General features: G+C 66.5%; 12 protein-coding genes. 8 read left to right on the forward strand and 4 right to left on the reverse strand.

The features are described 5' to 3' along the window. Positions 1-3,072 carry a type I restriction endonuclease subunit R gene (locus ABEA93_RS01965; RefSeq protein WP_345673442.1) on the forward strand — a complete coding sequence of 1,024 codons (3,072 nt, stop codon included), beginning with the start codon at positions 1-3 and terminating at the stop codon, positions 3,070-3,072. Between the two features lie 710 nt (positions 3,073-3,782). On the opposite strand, the gene ABEA93_RS01970 is transcribed toward ABEA93_RS01965, so the two are convergent. Then, on the reverse strand, positions 3,783-4,490 hold the full coding sequence (locus ABEA93_RS01970) for a hypothetical protein (RefSeq protein ID WP_345673443.1): 708 nt from the start codon (positions 4,488-4,490) through the stop codon (positions 3,783-3,785). A 709-nt stretch (positions 4,491-5,199) separates the two neighbouring features. On the opposite strand from ABEA93_RS01970, the gene ABEA93_RS42060 reads away from it, so the two are divergent. The 3 genes from ABEA93_RS42060 (at position 5,200) to ABEA93_RS01980 (ending at position 7,494) form a co-directional block, all read left to right on the forward strand. Next, the gene (locus ABEA93_RS42060) at positions 5,200-6,006 is read left to right on the forward strand and encodes an endonuclease domain-containing protein (protein WP_425584779.1); all 807 of its coding nucleotides are present in this window, start codon (positions 5,200-5,202) and stop codon (positions 6,004-6,006) included. A 410-nt stretch (positions 6,007-6,416) separates the two neighbouring features. Continuing rightward, entirely contained in the window at positions 6,417-6,893 is a 477-nt protein-coding gene (locus ABEA93_RS01975; RefSeq protein WP_345673444.1) for a hypothetical protein, read from the forward strand. Between the two features lie 469 nt (positions 6,894-7,362). Further along, entirely contained in the window at positions 7,363-7,494 is a 132-nt protein-coding gene (locus ABEA93_RS01980; protein ID WP_345673445.1) for a hypothetical protein, read from the forward strand. Between the two features lie 455 nt (positions 7,495-7,949). On the opposite strand, the gene ABEA93_RS01990 is transcribed toward ABEA93_RS01980, so the two are convergent. Beyond that, a complete protein-coding gene (locus tag ABEA93_RS01990; RefSeq protein ID WP_345673446.1) occupies positions 7,950-8,885 on the reverse strand; it encodes an abortive infection family protein in 936 nt (311 codons plus the stop codon). Positions 8,886-9,043: 158 nt separating this feature from the next. Here ABEA93_RS01990 and ABEA93_RS01995 point away from each other — a divergent pair, with 158 nt between their 5' ends. Then, entirely contained in the window at positions 9,044-9,937 is an 894-nt protein-coding gene (locus tag ABEA93_RS01995) for an abortive infection family protein (protein WP_345673447.1), read from the forward strand. A gap of 72 nt (positions 9,938-10,009) precedes the next feature. On the opposite strand, the gene ABEA93_RS02000 is transcribed toward ABEA93_RS01995, so the two are convergent. Next, positions 10,010-11,329, reverse strand: coding sequence for a hypothetical protein (locus ABEA93_RS02000; protein WP_345673448.1), 1,320 nt, complete (start codon positions 11,327-11,329; stop codon positions 10,010-10,012). A 197-nt stretch (positions 11,330-11,526) separates the two neighbouring features. Next, positions 11,527-11,982, reverse strand: a complete 456-nt coding sequence (locus ABEA93_RS02005; RefSeq protein WP_345673449.1) for a trypco2 family protein — start codon at positions 11,980-11,982, stop codon at positions 11,527-11,529. Between the two features lie 163 nt (positions 11,983-12,145). Between ABEA93_RS02005 and ABEA93_RS02010 the strand changes: the two genes are divergently transcribed. The 3 genes from ABEA93_RS02010 (at position 12,146) to ABEA93_RS02020 (ending at position 17,769) form a co-directional block, all read left to right on the forward strand. Continuing rightward, positions 12,146-13,018 carry a hypothetical protein gene (locus tag ABEA93_RS02010; protein ID WP_345673450.1) on the forward strand — a complete coding sequence of 291 codons (873 nt, stop codon included), beginning with the start codon at positions 12,146-12,148 and terminating at the stop codon, positions 13,016-13,018. Positions 13,019-13,264: 246 nt separating this feature from the next. Further along, the gene (locus ABEA93_RS02015; RefSeq protein ID WP_345673451.1) at positions 13,265-14,392 is read left to right on the forward strand and encodes a restriction endonuclease-related protein; all 1,128 of its coding nucleotides are present in this window, start codon (positions 13,265-13,267) and stop codon (positions 14,390-14,392) included. After that, positions 14,389-17,769 (forward strand): hypothetical protein, encoded by a 3,381-nt coding sequence (locus ABEA93_RS02020; RefSeq protein WP_345673452.1) that lies wholly within the window; start codon positions 14,389-14,391, stop codon positions 17,767-17,769. Before ABEA93_RS02015 ends, ABEA93_RS02020 begins: the two co-directional genes overlap by 4 nt. Positions 17,770-17,780: the final 11 nt, after the last annotated feature.

The raw sequence follows: 17,780 nt of genomic DNA on the forward strand, positions 1-17,780 counted from the left end.
GTGGCAAAGGGCGTTCGGGAGCGCGAATTCCAGAACTTGATGATCCAGTGGTCTCTGCCGATGGGGTGGGGCTTCACAGCAGGCAGGTCGCTGCCGCGTGGGACTACGCAGACGGTGGCCGCCGGACAGCTGCGGGACGCCGTCGTCCGGCTCAACTCCGCGGTGATCGACGGGTTCGACGTGGACACCGTGGTGGAGGAGATCATCGCCACGGTCAATGCCGTCGACGGCGGGCTGGTGCGGGCCAACGAGCAGGTGTTGCATCTGCTCCGTGGGCACAAGGAGTTCCGGGCCAACGACGGCTCGTGGCACGCTTTGAAGGTCATCGACTTCGAGAACCCGACCTCCAACACGCTGGTCGTGTCCGACGAGGTGACCATCACCGTACCCGGCAAGACTTCCCGCCGCTTCGACCTCGTCTACTGGGTCAACGGCCTGCCTCTTGTCGTGGTCGAGGTGAAGTCCCCGACGGCGAAGTCCGGTTGGGCCGACGCCGCCCGCGAGATCAACGACGTGTATGCCACCGACTATCCCTGGTTCTTTACGCCCAACGTGTTCTCGGTTGCTTCAGATGGGCTGAAGTTGCGGTTCGGTGCTGCCGGAGCGCCGACGAACCTGTGGCAGACGTTCCGGTCCACGGCCGACGACGAAGCGCTGTCGGGGCGGGCGGACGTGCAGCGTTCCGTCGAGCTGCTGCTGAACCCGGCCACAGTCTTGGACATCCTCGCGAACTTCGCTCTCTTCGGCACCTCGGGCGGCGGGGTGGACCAGAAGTACCTCCCCCGCTATCCGCAGATGGAGGCCGCACACCACATCCATCAGCGGGTCCTAGCGGGCGGTTCGAAGGGCCTGGTCTGGCACCACCAGGGGTCCGGCAAGACATGGGTGATGGTTTTTGCAGCCTCGCTGTTACTGGCTGACCCTCGCACCGAGTCACCGACGATCATCCTGCTGTCGGACCGCACCGACCTCGTCCGGCAGACATCCGGGGTGTTCACCTCCGCGATGGGGCACGCCTATTTCCACCGACCCGCCAGCAGCCAGGCGTTGCGTTCCCTGCTGGCGGATGATGTGCGCGGCGTTATTTCCACGACCGTGCACAAATTCGCCGACGCCGGCAAGAACCTGTCGACCCGCGACAACATCATCGTGCTGGTCGACGAGGCTCACCGCACCCAGTCGTCGAAGAAGACGTCCTTGGCCGGTCAGATGCGGGCGGCGTTGCCGAACGCGAAGTTCTTCGGCATGACTGGCACGCCCGTGCGGAACCTCTCCACGGACACGTTCGCACTCTTCGGCGAGGAGGCCGACCCGGGCAGGGTTCTGCACCGGTATTCAGTGACGCGGTCGCTGCGCGACGAGGCGACGGTCCCGGTGATGCTGGACCCGCGGCCGGTCGTCTTCGAGATGGACGACCAGGCGTTGCAGGCCGAGTTCGACGAGTTCGCTGACACGTTCGACCTTGACGACCCCGACCGTGAGGCCCTGTCCCGGAAGTTCGGGCGCCTCACCTCGGTGTTCGCCAACCCGGACCGCGTTCACGCGGTTTGCCAGGACATCGTGGACCACTACCTGGCCGGCGCCTATCGCAACGGCCTCAAGGCCCAGGTCGTCGCGTATAACCGCGAGCTGGCCGTGGCGTACACCCACAAGATCAATGAGCTGCTTGCTGGCTTCGAGACGTCACAGGTGCTCGCCGAGGTCGGCAAGCACGACCGGATCACCGCCGAGGTGAACATCCACGTCTCGGACGCCAAGGACGAAGATCCGGCCATGCGACCCTTCCGGCTCTCGGAGACCGACGAGGAGGAACAGAAGCGCCGGTTCCTCAGCCCGGACGACCCGCTGTGCTTCCTGGTGGTGACCGCCAAGCTGATGACCGGCTTCGACGCCCCCAACGAAGGCGTCCTCTACCTAGACAAGCCGCTCAGGGCTCACACGCTGTTCCAGACGATCACCCGCCCGAACCGCACCTGGGTATCCCCGACCGGATATGTAAAGACGTCCGGGGTAGTCGTGGACTACATCGGCCTGGCCGAAGAGGTCCAGCGGGCCGTCGTCGACCCCACCGCCGGCGAGGACAGCAAGGGCGGCGGGTTCGTCACTGATCTGTCCGACCTGGTCACCGAGTTCCGTGCTGCGTTCGCCCGCATCGAAGACCTCCTCGTGGATGTGGAGGGCCTGGACCTCACCGTCCACGGCTACGAGTCCGTCCGAGCCGTCAACAGCTTCCTGGACGCCAACCCGGAATCCGCCGCCATGTTCGCCAAGGACTACCGGCTTCTGGCCCGCCTGTACCCGCTCATCAACACCGACAAGCGGGTCGCCAAGTACCGGGACGGCTTCGGCCTGTTCGGGTCCGTTTACACCACCTTGTTCAAGAAGTCCTCCGATGAGGAACGCAAGCAACGGCTCAGCGAGCTGGGCCCGATGGTCTTGGAGATCATCAACGCCCACGTGCACTCGTTCTCCGTGGCCGCGTCCCAGGATGAAGCCCTCGTCCTCGACGCCCAGGGCATCGCCATCCTCAAGGAATTGCTGGCGCTCGTCCGCCCCAAACCCGGCAAAGACAGTGGGGAGCAGAAGCCGCCGTCCGCGGCGGAGATCCTGGACGAGATCAAGGCAGCTCTCGATAAGGGCGTCGAACCGGGTTCAGCGAAGTACACCGCCCTCGCGGAGCGCATCAAGCAGTTGCGGGACCGGATCATCCAGAACGCCCAAGGTGCCCTGGAGTTCCTGTCCGAGGCACTCCGGGTGGCCCGCGCCGTTGTCGACGCGGCGAAGCATCCCGACGAGGCTGTCGTCCTGGACGACGACCGCATAGGCGTGCTGTCCCAGATCATCCACGACCACGCGCCGACCGGCCTGACGATCACCGAGCGGAACCTGGCGGAGGAGATCGACCGCGTGGTCACACACACCCTCGCGAAGTCCTGGGACAACGCCGACGCCCGGAACCGAGGCGTCCGCCGCGCTACTGCCGCAGTCTTCCGCCGGTACACGCTCAAACCGGTGGGCGAGCCGTACGACTCCACTGTCGCCTACATCGAAGCGCATTACCTCGTCGACTGAACCGGACGGTGTTGCGGCCGCCGGGCCTCACGCTTGGGATCAGCGGCCAGGGCGATAGATGCCGTGCGCGGCGTCGAGGTCGTCTGCCCAAGCGTTGGGTGCGTCGGTCGTGCGGCCGCCACCCGCGGTCGCACTGCGGTAGTGCGGGTGCGTGGCGGCCGTCCGCGAGGTGACGCGGGCCTCAATACGGTCAGGATCTCGTGTTGTTGATCGTCGGTGAGCGCCCCGAAACCCTTGGCCTCGGCGCACAGGTCGCTCCAGCGCACCGTGTTCCCGAGTCGGGCGGCGTGTTCGAGGACGTCGCGGATGGCCTCGGCGATGTCGGAGAGGTCCCTGTCGGCCCGAAGGCTGGCCTGCCGGATTGGCGTCTTACGGTGGGGAAGAACAGTGCCTGCGGGTTTCGGTGTGGATGCGGGAACGGATCTCGCTGACGGCTGCGGCGGTTTGGGTTGGGGGACAGGACGTACCGAGAGCGCGCGGTGCTGCCAGGCACGAACCTCGGCGCGTTCCTCATCGGTGAGGAAGCGGTCGGCAATCCGGGCGTGATCGCCGAGTTGGCGGGTCAGTCGCCGGAAGGTGGTGGGGCTCGGGTGGCCGTCGTTGCGCCGCAGCCGCTGGTAGCCGGTCGATGGCAGCGCGGGCCTGGCGTTCGGCACGCGTGACGGGGCGTGGTGCGGTGTGGTCGAACGTGGGAACACCCACGCCGCGGGTCAGGCGCAGCACGGTGTCGTCCGCGGCGCGCAGCAGCGCGTACTCCTCGGGGGTCGCGCCGGAGCGGTGGCTGCCTCGGTGCGGTCGCGGCCGTGGATCAGGTCGGTCAGCCCGGCGCCGTCGTTCAGGGCGGTGCGCAGCGCGGTGATGGCTTCGGCTCGGTCGTCGGCGGGTTGTTCCGCGGCGCGGGGTAGGGCGTTGTGGACGGTGACTGAGGCGGCTTGGGTATCGCGTGGGAGCAGGCCGAGCGGGCGGTGGTCGGTACGTAGACGGCGGATCTTGCGGGTAGTGGGCGTGGTCAGGCCGTCGTGGGCCAGTTCGCATTCGGCCAGCTCGAACCAGTCGGTGCCGTCGTGGTGTTCCGTGCCAAGCTGGACGCGGCGTGCGGTGCCATCGGGCACGCATCGGATGCGGTGGACGTAGCCGGCCCGGAGCAATTCCGCCGGGTCGGCAGTGATGTCCTCTCCGAGGACGAGCAGCCCGGTGTCGGCGGATGCCAGTGATGCTGAGGCGTTGTAGTCGAGCAGGACGCGCAGGCAGCCGCGGCCCTGGGGTTCTAGCAGGACTTCGTCGAGCCGCGGACCGTCGGCGTCGCGGGGGATGGCCGCGCTGGCGGGGATGTCCTGGTCGGCGAGCCAGGCCCGCAACTGCCTCTTGATGTAAAGGTGGTCGGCGCTGCCAGGGCCGAGTGCGCGACGCCGGCACACGGCGGGATGGTCGGAGTCGGGGACATGGGCGAAGTGACAGGCCCGGTCGGTGTAGCGCCTCGGGGTCAGGCGTTGCCCGCAACCGCCCAATCACAGGCCGCACCAGAAGGTCTTGGTGGGCGCTCCGGAACGCGTCGAGCGCAGAGGCGTCGACGGGCACGACCACGAGAGACTCGGAGTCCGGAGTGCTGGTGACCGCGGTCTGGAGGAGGCGTTTGTCGATCACCATCGTGGTTGCTCTCCCGTCGTCCCGGGGACGAGGGTGGCGCCGCGCTCATAGAGATCGCCTTCAAACCGTCCGCTACTTCGGGTGAGCTGGTCCACGAGGACCCACGAGCTGCCGATGCAGCCCTGTGCTTGCGTCACCAGACTTGTCGGTCCAGCCCGGTACGGTGCGCGCGTGCAGCGCCAGAGCTACATCCCGAACAAACCCGAGAATCGGTGCGAAGCCTGCGACAAGCCGTACTCGCCCCTGCGTAATGGCAAGTGCCAGCCCTGCTACAAGCGTCACCAGCGGAACGGGACCACGGAGTACCTAACCGAACAGCTCGAGGAGATCACGGTCGCCTACGTGATCAAGAACTGTGAGGAGCAAGGGGATTGCTTGATCTGGAGTGGAGTAGTCAGCAAGGAAGGACGACCACAAACCTCGGACAGGCAGGCATGGCGCGAGGAACGCAAAACTCGTCAGGTTCTGCTTCACCGTTGGATGTACGAGCAGCACACTAAGGATGTTCTACGCAAAGGCCAGCATGTTCGCCAAACCTGCGGTGTCCTAAGGTGCCTCAGGCCCGCCCACCTAGAAGTCTCTCGGCCACGTCCGGGACGCACCCCTCTCGGCGAGGCTGGCCAGTACAAGGGGAAGCAGCAAAGAGCAGACCACCTTGAACGGTGCGCGAAAGGTCACGAGTGGACCGAGGAAACGCTCTACGTTGACCCAGCGGGTCGACGCGTATGCCGCATCTGTCAGGTCCGATCCCATCTACGGAGTCAAGGACGGGGCCTAAGCGAGCACACTTGGAAGCGCCGCAAGTCCTGGGAGGAAACGCCGGAGTGTGCCAACGGCCACGTCTACGCAGAGGTTGGCTGGTACTTCAACGGCGAGGCGCGTATCTGTCGGGCCTGCTTCGCCAATAAGGAACGGAGACGGTGGCTGCGTGTCACCTACGGGCTCCTCCCCGAGGACTTCGCAGCCAAGCTCATTGCGCAGGACTTCGCCTGCTACACCTGCGCGCGCCCCTTCGATCCAGACGTCCATGAGCTGACTCCATGCGTAGACCACTCACACGCCAGCGGTCGTGTCCGCAAGCTGCTGTGTCACTCTTGCAACCTTGCGCTCGGCCATGCGAAGGATAATCCCGGCATTCTCCGCGCTTTGGCTGATTACCTGGAGCAGCATGCGGACGACGACGCGGCTGGTGAATCCGCCCAAGCAAACCCACGGCGAAGTCCCATGGAAAGGATCGAAGCGGATGTAAGACGACCCCCGCCAGACGGTGCCGACACCCTGTGGTGAACGCTGCGGCCGTAAATGTTGTGGCGGTGCCGTAGTCGAAGCCGCCAGCAGTTGGACCGTCGCCTTCCGAGCTGGGCACGGGCGAAGGCTATTGCTGTGGCGGCTGCCGAGGTTGGTAGACCGGGCTTTGCTGCCGACGTCGGAGCCGTGCACTTGGCAGCGTGCGCCGGCACGCTGCCACATAGGGCTGGCTGTGGTTGTAGGCGAGGAGCGCCTGGTGGACGTCTCGGCGGTCGCGGGCGCCGTCCGTTGCGGAGCCTTTCGGCTGCGGCCCTGGATGGCATTTGCCCGCATCCATATCGACGCTTCTTAACCGTCTGGCAAGACAGTGGAGTTGATGGTGGTGGAACATGCGGCGAGCTCCCCACAGCAGTCCGCGACGGGGCGCGCTTCGGGTTGAAGGCTGGCTTATGGAGATCGTGAACAGTGCATTTGGCCCGGTGCGCGCCTTCATGGGCGAGTACATCGTTGCTGCCTGGCGCGAAGCCCAAGGAGGCCGTCCGGTCCTCGTCGGAGGCCGGAAGGCGGGCCACGACATCATTGACCAGGACATGCTGATCGACGCCAAGGTGCTGGTCCCCACCACAGTGGGGGAGCGTCGCAGATGGCCGGGACACGACTGGAAGGTCGCCCGCGACCTCCACGCTCACTTCAACCCTGAGAAGACCACGCACGTCGCCTTGGTCGCCCTGCCTGAAGAGATGGCCTTCGAACTTGTCGACGACGAAGGGCGAGTGTCGATCAGCACGAACTACAAAGAAGCCGTCATTTATCTCATCAGAGTGGACGATTTCAACGACCTGCTCGCCCCGGAGGCTGGTGCAGCCGAGCGTTGGCGCTACCTGATCCTCAAGACCACATGGCTGGACCAACACCGGGTGCAGTGAGTGAGCTGATGGCGGCTGTGGAATGGCGATTGACCCTACGTCCCTGACTCTCGATGTGATTGCCCGTACAGAGACTGCGGCCACCGCCGTTGCGCACCTGGCGGTCGGGACCAGGATGACGTTCACCGTTGACGACATTGTGGAAGCAGTGGAGCGTGGACTCCCTGTGTTCTACCCCGTGCCGTCTGCGGACGGCGCGACGCGACGGGACGTCATCGTGCAGATCGCAGGGACATCCTGACCGGGAAGATGTATGACGGCATCTGCCGTGCCGTTCGTGGCGCCGTCACTGTGACGGCGCTGCGAACGGAAGCGTGACGGCGGCACGCCCCCTGGCGGGCCGTGGCTTGCGCCGAGCAGTTCCGAGACCAGCTTCTCAGCTTGCCGTTGCCGGTTCGAGCCGTGGCCCGGCTGGGGCGAGATCAGTCCCCTGTTCGAGGCGCTGAAGGTCGCGTGGCAGCACGGCGGAATGGATGAATGGGCACGGGCCGATCAGGACATCGCGGCACAGCAGATGGTGCTCGTTCCCGATGACGGCAGCGAACCGCTCACCGGCATGCTGCTGCGAATCCACGCAGACCGCGCGCGATTCCGCGGGTGACGCGGCCTTGTTCCTGACCGGCCCGCTCACAGGTGGGCAGCTTCTGGCAATCCGCGAGCGCAGGGGCGGCTCCTGGGCCACCCTTGCGGTCATGCCAGTCGACCCCATGAGTGCCGCTCACCTGAGCGAACTCTCATCCTTGCGAGAGGAGTTACATGCGTGCTTCACGCGTCGCGGCGCCGCGTTGTTTGAACTCGCGGACGCGCTGCTCTGCGCGGACGGGCCGGTCAAGACGTCGGACTCTTGCTTGCGCCGAGCACTGGCACGGGCACGGAGCCCTCTACGACGCGCTCAACCACGGCCGGATCGACACCGGTCGGCTGCGGTACACACTCATGTCATGTCTAGATCGCCCCGCTGCGGTCTGGGGGTTCGGGTTCACCTCGAGCCGCCCCCGGAGACCGTCACTCAGGGTGACGCGACCACCCCCTGGGGGTGGGGCGATACGCGGCGCCTTAGGTAACCAAGGTGACCTGGCCCTTCTCGACGCGGTCTTGCCAGGTGTCGAGGAGGAACTCGGTAATGGTGACAGTGGCGTTGAGTGCGAGCCTGGCGTGTCTGGCGAGGGCTGGACTGGGCGTGGTGCGGCCGTGGCCGAGGCCGAGTTCGTTGCGCAGTTCGGTGAGGGACTGCACGGTGGTTGTGAGCGTGCGCAGGATCTTCTGGGCGGTCTCGCTGCCGCGGGCGCTGGAGGGTACCGATTCGGCCTTGAGGGCGAGGAGGTCGGCGACCTTCTTGTAGAGCTTGGGGATGTCGTCGTTGCGGTCGTGCGGAATGGCGCTGCGCTCGAGGATGAGCTTGAACAGGCTTTCGACGAGTTCCTTGCTGGAGGAGATCGCCGCCGCGGGGTCCCGGTCGAGTCCGTCACGGATGCGTGCGAGGTGTTCATGCAGGACACGGGAGTCGGTGAGTACGGGGCGCGTGTCGAGATGCAGTGCCGGTGCGTCGCCGTGGAAGGCCGAGGTCCGCTTGCTGCCGTAGAGAGGACGCCCACTGATGGCGCCGGTCTGCACGAGGGCGTAGCCGTCGGGCGCGAGGGCGTCGTTGTAGATCTGCAGCAGTTTGGCAGTCTCGGCGCGGTCGTTGCGGACGACGGGATGCAAGGTCTCGGCGAGGAAGGCCAGGAAGACCTCGTCGGAGCCGCGGTGGAGTCCGAACCGGGAGTCGCCGAACACCCAGTCGCGTTCCCAGTCGTCGTTGTTGTAGGTGTGCTGGACGATGTCGCCGGCGACGGTACGGAAACGGCTGTCGTGGCTGTCCAGGGACTGCAGGTCGTACAGGCGCCCGAGGAACTCGGCGTCGTCCAGGCGGCCGGCCCAGTTGATGTTCTCCAGCTGGAGGGTGTCGGCGATGTGGCGGCGGGTGATGTCGGTGATGTGCTGGGCGGACACGGTTGGCCCCCGGGCGGATGTTCGAGTCAGGATTCCCATAACTATCCCAGCCGCCTCGGCGCCGGTCCGCGATTTTCCCGGCAGCCGCGACCCGTCTACGCGTTGGCTTGACAGCAAATTCCAGGGCGTCCCGGACTCCCTCGTCGTACCGTCTTCGTATGTCTGTACGCCGTGAACTCCTGTCCCGCCCTGCGCGCAACGCTGTGCGCGGGTGGATGGGTGTTTTGGTGGTGGCGGCGATCAGCGAGTACTGGGAGAACGAGCACTTTGCCCCTGCCGCGGACTTCACTCCGGGCGAAGGCGGGGTGCGCAAGCAGACCTTTGACGCGTACGCCGCCTCGGTGGACTGGACAGACGTGGACCATGTGGCGCGGGCGCTGCGGGTGTTCGAGTCTTTGTTGCGGCGTATCGACCGTGACGGCCGCAAAGGCGGCGGCGACGGGATTGCCGGTGATGACCTGGCCGAACTGCGTGAGGCGTTCGGGCGTGACGGTGTCCGCGTCGGCGACGACCTGCGCCTGCATACCGCTCAAGTGTCCCGACTGGTCCTCCATGCCACCCAGTTGACCGAGCCATCGGGTATCCACGCCGAACTGGAGCGCGTGCGAAGGTTTGGAGCGGAGCACGTAGACGACGCAATCGGCGCAGCCAAGCAGCTCATTGAAGCGACTGCGAAGGTCGTGCTTCTGGAGCGTGGGCTGCCGGTGGACGAACGAGAGGACCTGCCGGCGCTGATCAAGCAGGCGCAGAAGGCACTTCATCTGCATCCGGCCGCGCTGCCGGCTGCGACAACCACGGCCAGCCCGGACAACGCGGAGAGCATTAGGCGGATTCTGGGCGCGTTGACCTCTGCAGCGATCGGCGTCGCCGAACTGCGCAACCGGTACGGAACCGGACACGGCCGCCTTGCAGCCCCGTCAGGGCTCAGGCCGCGGCACGCACGCTTCGCCGTCGGCACAGCAAGCACCTGGTGTGAGCTGATGCTTGACACACTCGCGGACCCTGATGCCCCTTGGCGCAAGGCCCCTGATGCCGCGTCGGCATCCAGCTGACACGCGAGAGTGGAGCACAGGCCACCCTGGTGGCGGACACAGCGGCTTCGGGGGTGGCTCTCGGTTCTCAGCTCACCGGTCTCGTGTGGGAACGATCCAGGTCTGCATCGAGGGCACGGCAGCGATGCCCTGGAGCAGGTTGGCGGTGATCTCGTCTTGGCCCCGGGCGAGCGCGGTCAACTCGTCCCGGCGAGAGCCGAGGCCGCTGTGTTGTTCGACGACGTCTCCGACGAGGTCGGCAGCGCGTTGGAGTGCTGGCGCCAGCTTCCGCAACTCGGCGATGCCGCTGCGAATGCTCTCGGCCACTTCGCCACTGCCGCCTTCGGTGCGGATCATCGGGTAGGTCTCGGCCAAGGTCGCCAGCAGCGTCAGCGCAGCCTGGCGGACCTTGATCAAGTGTTCGCAAGACTGGGCGAGAAACTGCGCCAAGACTCGGAAGGCGACGAAACTGTCATCCGCCGGCATGCCGAGCGGTGTGGGGCCCAGGGACAGGTCGTGCAGTTCCTCGCCGCAGCCGATGTGCGGGAGATTGACGAAGAACTCGGGTCCGCGGCCGTATCCGGGATCGAAGTCTTCGGCGTGGTCTTTGCATAGTCGCTCCAGGGCGCGCACCGCCCGCAGCACGGGCCGAGGTGCCGGGCCTGAGAACTCACGGAGCGCGGCGCGTAGTTCCGCGGTTGCCTGCCCGAGAGAGCGGGCTACGGTCACGGCTCGGGTCGGGTTGAGGTGGTAAAGAGCCTCGGTGACGCGTCCGGCAGGGAGCCCGTGAATGGCGACGCTGTGGACGAGGCGCCGGTCGTGGTGGGAGAAGGCGCGTCGGGAGGAGAGCATCTCAAGGAGGTGCCAGGCACCGCTCGGTGTTGCCAGGTTGTTGGCGTCCTCGGCCCGAGGGAGAACCGGCAGGTCCATACCCGCCGTACCGAGCAGATTCCAGACACGCGTTCGCGTAGCACTTTCTAGCGCGTCCAGTGCGGTGAATGGCAGGACGGTCAGTGAACTCGAACCCTCCGGCAGACCGTGCTCGACGACGACACCGAGGGCGACCGCGTTCCAGTGGCGATCCCGGGTGAAGACCACGGCTCCCGACATGCCCGCCCACGGCGATTCGTCCGGCATGCTCGCGGGGCGGCTCGACACCACGAGCCGAAGGTGTCCGGAAACCAGGCCGGAGCCAGGGGCGATCGTCCCGATCGTCTGTTCGGTGTCCCGCAAGGGAGGTCTGTGTTGGCGGTCCTGGTGTACGAACTGTGGAAAGCCCGTGGCCCAGCAGTCACGCAGTACTTCGGTGCTGGTCCGGTCGATGCGCGCGAAGCCTGTGGTACCGGCGACGGTCAGGCCGTCGACCTGGAGGACGGCAATGTCGAGCCCGTCCGGGCGGCCGTCGTAGGCCACCGTGCACGAGTAGTCGATTTCACCGGCCCGCACCACGCGTTCGCCGGTGCCGAGGTTGTGGGCTGCTGTCACGGCGATCCCCGGACGGATCACAGTCCCAGATCCGACCTGCCACGCCGGTTGGCCGGGACCGCCCCGGGCCAGGGTCATGACGGGCAGTGGCGCGTTCGGTATGGACTTCGCGGTGGGTTCGGCCGTCACGGACGCTCATCGACTCCGTGGCCGACCTTGATCCTCCGGCCTTGCGGGTCGACGGGCGGATCGAGGTTCACGATCACCTTCTGTACTGCTTGATGCGACACCCCGCCTCCGCTGGCAAGGTCGACGACCCACAGCTTCACGCCCGCCTTGCCGTCCTCGCTTCTGGTGACCCCGACCTGCAACTCGATCTGCACCGCGCCTACCGGGAACTGCATGCCTGCCCCGGCTGCGCGTGCTGCGGCATCCCCCAGTTCGTTCCTGATCTGGTCGATCACCTCAGCGAGCGGAATGCGATCGCCCACGGTCTCCCCCTTCACCTCGTCATGTACGACAACCGGGCGTACTGCCTGGAACATCCGATCACACCACCTGTGCGAAGTCGTCAGCCGGGCAAGGACGACGCCGGTGACATGGTCGGTGGCGCTGGTTCCGTGACCTATGACCTTGTTCATGGAAACCGGCTTCTGATGGACAAAGCCAGCCGGACTGAATCCATAGGGGCTGTGTCGCTACGTCGGCCTGCCGGGCGCCTTGGGTGGACGGAGTACGCATTGTCAGAGCCGGTGGATACGCTCCGAGGCCAACTGAACCGTCTATGTGATGGATGTGGGAAGCGTGGCATCGACGACGCGGCTTGAAGAGGTCTTGCTGATTCTGCCCAAATGGGCGGCAGACCGCGGATTGACCAAGGTCTCAGGAGTCCCGAAAGCGCGCTCTTGCGCGGCGTTGGATCTGTCCGGCGCGTATGCCGAGGCCGAGGACGTCGTGAGGTTGGCCGCGGCTGCAGGGGCACGGCTGCTCTATGTGGACGAGGAGCTGTTCTGCACCGACGACCTGGATCCTCTGGAAGGCGACGACGATGTGCCAGCGGAGGTGCGGGGTGCGGTCGAACAGCTGCTGCGACGCGCGGCCGGATTCGCGAACCGGGTCTCGCAATTGAGCGTCACGTTCTCGGCGGACGGAGTGCTGCATGAATGGCGCGCCGTGGCTGCTTGGTACAGCGAGCTTCTCGACGCGCTGGACGCGTTGATGCCCGATGACGAGGTCGGCTATGTCAGCGCGCAGGAGATCGCCGCGCAGAAGAAGGCGATGGTCGACGCCTTGCTGGCGATGCCGGCGTACCGTGCTGCGCCGTCGGAGCCGAAGCGGCGCGCTGTGGCCATGGCCTCTGACCTGGGCTTGGAGGATCTCGAACGTCCCCTCATGTGGGACGTACTGTCCACGGCTTCCCAGCGGGTGATCCTGGCGGCGGGTCGTGCCTACGACGAACTGGAGGCCGATCTCGCGTCTGTTGTCGCCGGCCTGGCCGATTACTCCCCGTATCAGCAGGCGTCCGGCCAAACGGCCAAGCGCGCCCATCTTCGCGATTTCGTGCAGCGCCGGGTGGGTGGCTATGCCCCGCCGTCGCGGACGGTGGCTCTGGTCGAGGACGCCGTGAAGCAGGCCACTCGAAGTGCCTCAGGAGTCGGGCTGTTCGCTCCTGCGTGAGCTGCGGTGCCGCGCAGCCCTACCGGGCTGTGCGGCCCGAAGTTGTCTGGTCGGCTCCCGACTGATCGTCCGGGTGAGTGAATGTGGCGAGCCTCCAGGTTTAAGGTGCTGTAGACATATATTCGGTTGGCCATGGCGGCGGGTGGGCCGCGTTCCGAGTGCGGAGGGGCTGTGCGGGTTGCGGCAGGGGTCTCGGCTTCTTCCTACTCGTTGTCAGCCGACCAGCGATTGGCCCTGGAAGGATGCGTGGCGGCGGCGTCGCTGTTGACGACCGCCGAGGGCGACCCGCGTGCGAAGGTGCGGATGCTCATGGAGTGTCATGGCCGCCTGGTTCGTGCTCACGGACCTGCGCGCCGTGCACCCGGGTTTGCCGAGTTTGTCGATCAGCTCAAGAAGCCGTTGGCCGAGCTGATGCCGCCGGGCGTCGTTCCGGGGCACATCGGAAGCCTGAAGCTCCTCAACGCGGACGGTACCGCGTCCTCCGACCTTGAGCACTTGGCGTTCGAGGGGCCCGTTGCGTGGGATGCCAGCCATGGGTTCGATGTGGACCGCGAGCACTTGCGCAGCGTCGTGCGGGCGGCGTCGAAGTCGCATGCGAAGCAGTCGTTCGCGCGGCTGACGCCCGAGACGGTGCAGAACGTCTTGTTCAAGGCGATGAAGCATGCAGGTGAGAAGGTCTACGTGAGCTGCCGGGACGTGGTGACTGCGGCGCCTGTGCAGAAGGTGCGCGCGATCGGTCATCTTCCTGCGCCTTTGCGCGCGCTGGAGGTCTACACGGACATCCCGGCGGATCGCAGTTTCTGCGACCGGTTCGCCCGGTGCCCGTTCTGCCAGTGGACGATGCGGGTGCATGCCTTGCCGGGCGGCGCTGCCCGGTTCGAATGCGATTGGCCTGACCATCGCGACCGCGGCGCGGTGTTCAGGCTCGTCCGCACCCCCAGCGGCGAAGCGCTCAAGTTTGATGGTGACCTGCGGAAGCCGGAGATGCTGCCGCGGTTGGAGCCGGTCGGCGACTACCGGGCCTTGTCCTATGGGCTCTGGCTGTGGGTCACCATTCCCGGCCGCTTCGAGATGGCGTTGGCGGACGCGCTCCGCTTGCTCGGTGCGGACGTGGAGATGTGGCCGTTCGGGGACATGTACGACCTGCATGTCGAGAAGAACGGGCGGGTGTGGCGTGTGGACGCGAAGACCTGGGCGTCGATGTACGAACTCGCCGACGAAATGTGTGAGGCACCCCCGCCGGGGCGGGACTCCTACATCGTCATCCCGGACAAGCAGGCCCAGTACGCGAGCCTGGTGCGGCGGGCGGTGAAGGCGCAAGGCTGGAAGGTGCTGACCGGGCCGGACCTCATCGCTGCCGTCGAGGCGGCATGAGCGACCGTGCGCTGGTCGCTGCGCTGGCCATCACCGAGCACTACCGTCCGGACAAGGACGACCACGGGAACGTCGTCGTCCGCCTGGAGGACGCCAGCGCGATGATGTCCGGCCGGCAGGCCCGCACCTGGTCCGAATGGAGCACGCTGCCCTACCCCGAGCAGCAGCGCGTCGGGCGGATGATCAACCTCCGCCCCGCCGAGGCCGTGCGGCTCGAACGGCTGCAGGAGAAGGTCACCGAACTGGCTCGGGACCCGGATTCTGCGCTGTCCGCCCACTACCGAGCCGTTTTCACCGGCGACGACGGCCTGGTCGATTCTTTGATGCCACGGCACGGCCGACATCCATTCGACGTCGCGGACAAGGCTATGGACGCAATCGAGGACGCGCGCCGCGAGCCGAAGCTGTCGATCGTCGAGGCAGGGGTGTGGGAGGCAGCAGCCGGCAGCCGCACGGTCGCGCTGGAGGTCTCCGACCGCAGCAAACTCGCCCTCAAGGTCCCGCATTTCCGCACGGCCCCGCACCTGTCCGCAGTGCTGATGGACTTGGACGCGCAGCTGCGGACAGCCGGCAAGCTGGACCGGAAGATGCCCGGCACCCCGTACCGGCGGCGCCAGCTGAAGAAGATGTTCACGGAGGCCTTCGGCTACCGCCACGGACAGAAGAACCTCGTCCCGGTCTCCGCTGGCGTCCTCAAGTGGCTCAGCGCGCCGACCGGCATGGGCAAGAGCGTGTGGGCGGTCGTCCTGTGCGTCCACATGGCCGAACTCGGGGTCCCCATCACGCTCGTCGTAGGGGAGAACGACGATGTGTACTCCATGGTGGCGGAGGTGAGCCAGGCGTTCGAACTCCTGAGGATCCAGCAGACCTGCGTGCCGCTGACATCGCCGAACGGACGCCACGAGTTCGCATACAAGGCCGTCAAGCCGGACATGGCCGGCATCCCCCTGGCGCTGCTTTCGTCCAAGACGCTGTGGCGTATCGGGCAGGCCGGGTACGGTTGCGCGGTCAAGGACCAGCTGGAGCGGCCGCCGGCCGACTGGGACGGCCGAGAAGCGTGCCGCAGCTGGGTCAAGCGCGGCGCCGGGTTCGACGGACCGGTGACCAAGCACTACTGCCGGTTCGTCAACGTCTGTGAGAAATTCGACCAGCTCCGTGCCGCTCAGGACGCACTGGTCGTGATCACCACACACGCGTACTTCCGCCAAGGACGCACGCATCTGCCGGTGTGGATCGACCACACGCTGTACCGGAACACCACCATGGAGAGGCTCCTGCTGGCGCGTTCCGCGGTCGTGTTCCTCGACGAGGTCGACAAGTTCCAGTCCATGGGATTCGACGCGGACACCAGCGAACTGGTCCTGGCCTGCCACGGCCAGCGCACCACGGTGCTCCGCGATCTCGTTTCCGGTCTCGACCACGTGCCACCGCGCGTGTCGCTCAAAGTGCGGCCCCCGGTTACCCGACTGCGCTACCTCGCCGAGCAACTGCTCGACCTTGTCGCCGCCGGTGTGATCCGCCTCAACCCACTCGACGCAGCCCGACTGGCGGCCGGCGAGGACGTGCACGAGATCGCCGCCGCCGCCCGGGGCCGGCAGCACTGGTACCAGGCGTCACGCTGGGACCGCGACCTGCTCGAAGTCCTCATCGGCGTCGAAGAACGAACATCTGCCACACAGGCGCAACTCGACGAGCTCCAAGCCCTGCTCCCGCCGTCCGCTGTCCGTCCCAAGGACCGGGTGGAGGCCAACCGACTGCGACCAGCCCTGCTTCCGGTGCACCGTTTGTTGACCACGATGGTCAGCCTCGACGAGGACCCCGACCAGGGCGTCGGACAGACCATGGAACTGGTCAAGGACCGCCTCCGAGAGGCACTCCGCGTCGTCGTGATGGACAACCGCCCGCGTGACGCGTTCGTCGACGACGACAACGAGCTTCCGGCCGCCGAGTACGAGGACTTCGTGGTTCGGGAGACCGCAGGCATCCTGCATGCGCTGATGCTCAAACTGTGGCTGACCACCCTCGAACGATGCGTCTTCGAACTGGCCAACCGCGCCGACGAACTGCGCGACTCCGGCCTGCGGGCTGCCACTTCGCTCGCCGACGGCATGGGCGTCTACGGATCCAAAAGCGTCATCCCCTTCGGCCCCCTCGGCCGACTCATCATCGGCTTCCGGTTCAGTGGCATCGACGACCCCCAAGGCCAGCCGAAACTCAGACTGGAGACGCTCCGCGGCGACTCCCACGCCTACACCGCCGACCTCGGCGACACCGTCGCCCTCGCTCTGGCCGGACACCAGCGCGTCGTTCTCGGCGTCTCGGCGACCGGCTACTTTCCCGGGGCGGCCCGTACCCACCTCATCGTGGACCCGACCTGGTGGATGTGCGACGACAACGCCGGGAGAGTCGACTTCTACGCCAGTACACCGACCAAGAACGGCAAACCCGTCCAGGTCGGCGGCGGACGATTCGCGGACCGCGACCGCAACACGTACGACCTCGGCCACGCCTGGGCACCAGACCTGTTCGCTGCCCTGGAACGTCTGCGCAAGAACCCGGCCACCCGGCACCGTGCCCGCGCCATCGTTGCCGTCAACTCCTACGTCCAAGTGTTCCTCTTCCTCGCCGGCGTCCTCGCAGGCATCACCGCAGAGGGGGAATTCCTCGAACTCGTCGCCGCCGAACCCGACAGCGACGAGGCGAAGCAGAACCTGCCCCCGCTATCCGACCTCGTACGCCGACTCACCCGCGACCGATTCGTCGAACTGGTCCGCCTCGGCGGCCAAGTCCTGGCCGCTCCGACGTCGCGCATCGCACGCGCCTTGAACCTCCTGGTCGCCGCGCCCAGCGGCAAGCTCGAGTCCGCAGTGGCCCTGATCGCACTGGCCGTACGGCCCGTCATGCCCTTGGACTCCATCGCAGACCTCGCCGCGAACGTCGCCGCCTACGCCTACCGTTGCACCAAACCCAGCGCCGACCCAGCCGCCGAACTGCGCTACGGCCGCACCGTCGCGTTCCAACGGGTCCTGCGCATTCTGTCCGCACCCAAGCGATTCACCGCACTACCGCAGGAACTCAAGAACGACCTCATCGCCTCGATGCTCGTCGAACTCGAGCAACTTGTCGGCCGCGGCCGTCGCGGCCAAACCGACGTCGAAGTGCACTTCCTCGACGGCGCGTTCCACGACACCCGGTGGGGCAGCGACCTGCCCCAACTGATCCGCGACCTGTTCGCCTCCTACACCCCGAACCAACTGCAGATGATGGGCGCCATCCACGGCCGCACCGCCGAGTCGATGCTCGACTACGCCGCCGCTCCTGACCTGCTCCAGAAACTGCAGACCGCCCGCAAGGCCGCGACCAGCGGTCGACCGTGACCGCACCGACG

The sequence above is a fragment of the Yinghuangia aomiensis genome, from assembly GCF_039542225.1.
Taxonomy (GTDB): Bacteria; Actinomycetota; Actinomycetes; order Streptomycetales; family Streptomycetaceae; genus Yinghuangia; species Yinghuangia aomiensis.

Coding starts and splice junctions, on each gene's coding strand:
- ABEA93_RS42060 (WP_425584779.1), top strand. CDS start 5,200: ATGTACGAGCAGCACACTAAGGATGTTCTACGCAAAGGCCAGCATGTT.
- ABEA93_RS01975 (WP_345673444.1), top strand. CDS start 6,417: ATGGAGATCGTGAACAGTGCATTTGGCCCGGTGCGCGCCTTCATGGGC.
- ABEA93_RS01980 (WP_345673445.1), top strand. CDS start 7,363: ATGGATGAATGGGCACGGGCCGATCAGGACATCGCGGCACAGCAGATG.
- ABEA93_RS01995 (WP_345673447.1), top strand. CDS start 9,044: ATGTCTGTACGCCGTGAACTCCTGTCCCGCCCTGCGCGCAACGCTGTG.
- ABEA93_RS02005 (WP_345673449.1), bottom strand. CDS start 11,982: ATGAACAAGGTCATAGGTCACGGAACCAGCGCCACCGACCATGTCACC.
- ABEA93_RS02020 (WP_345673452.1), top strand. CDS start 14,389: ATGAGCGACCGTGCGCTGGTCGCTGCGCTGGCCATCACCGAGCACTAC.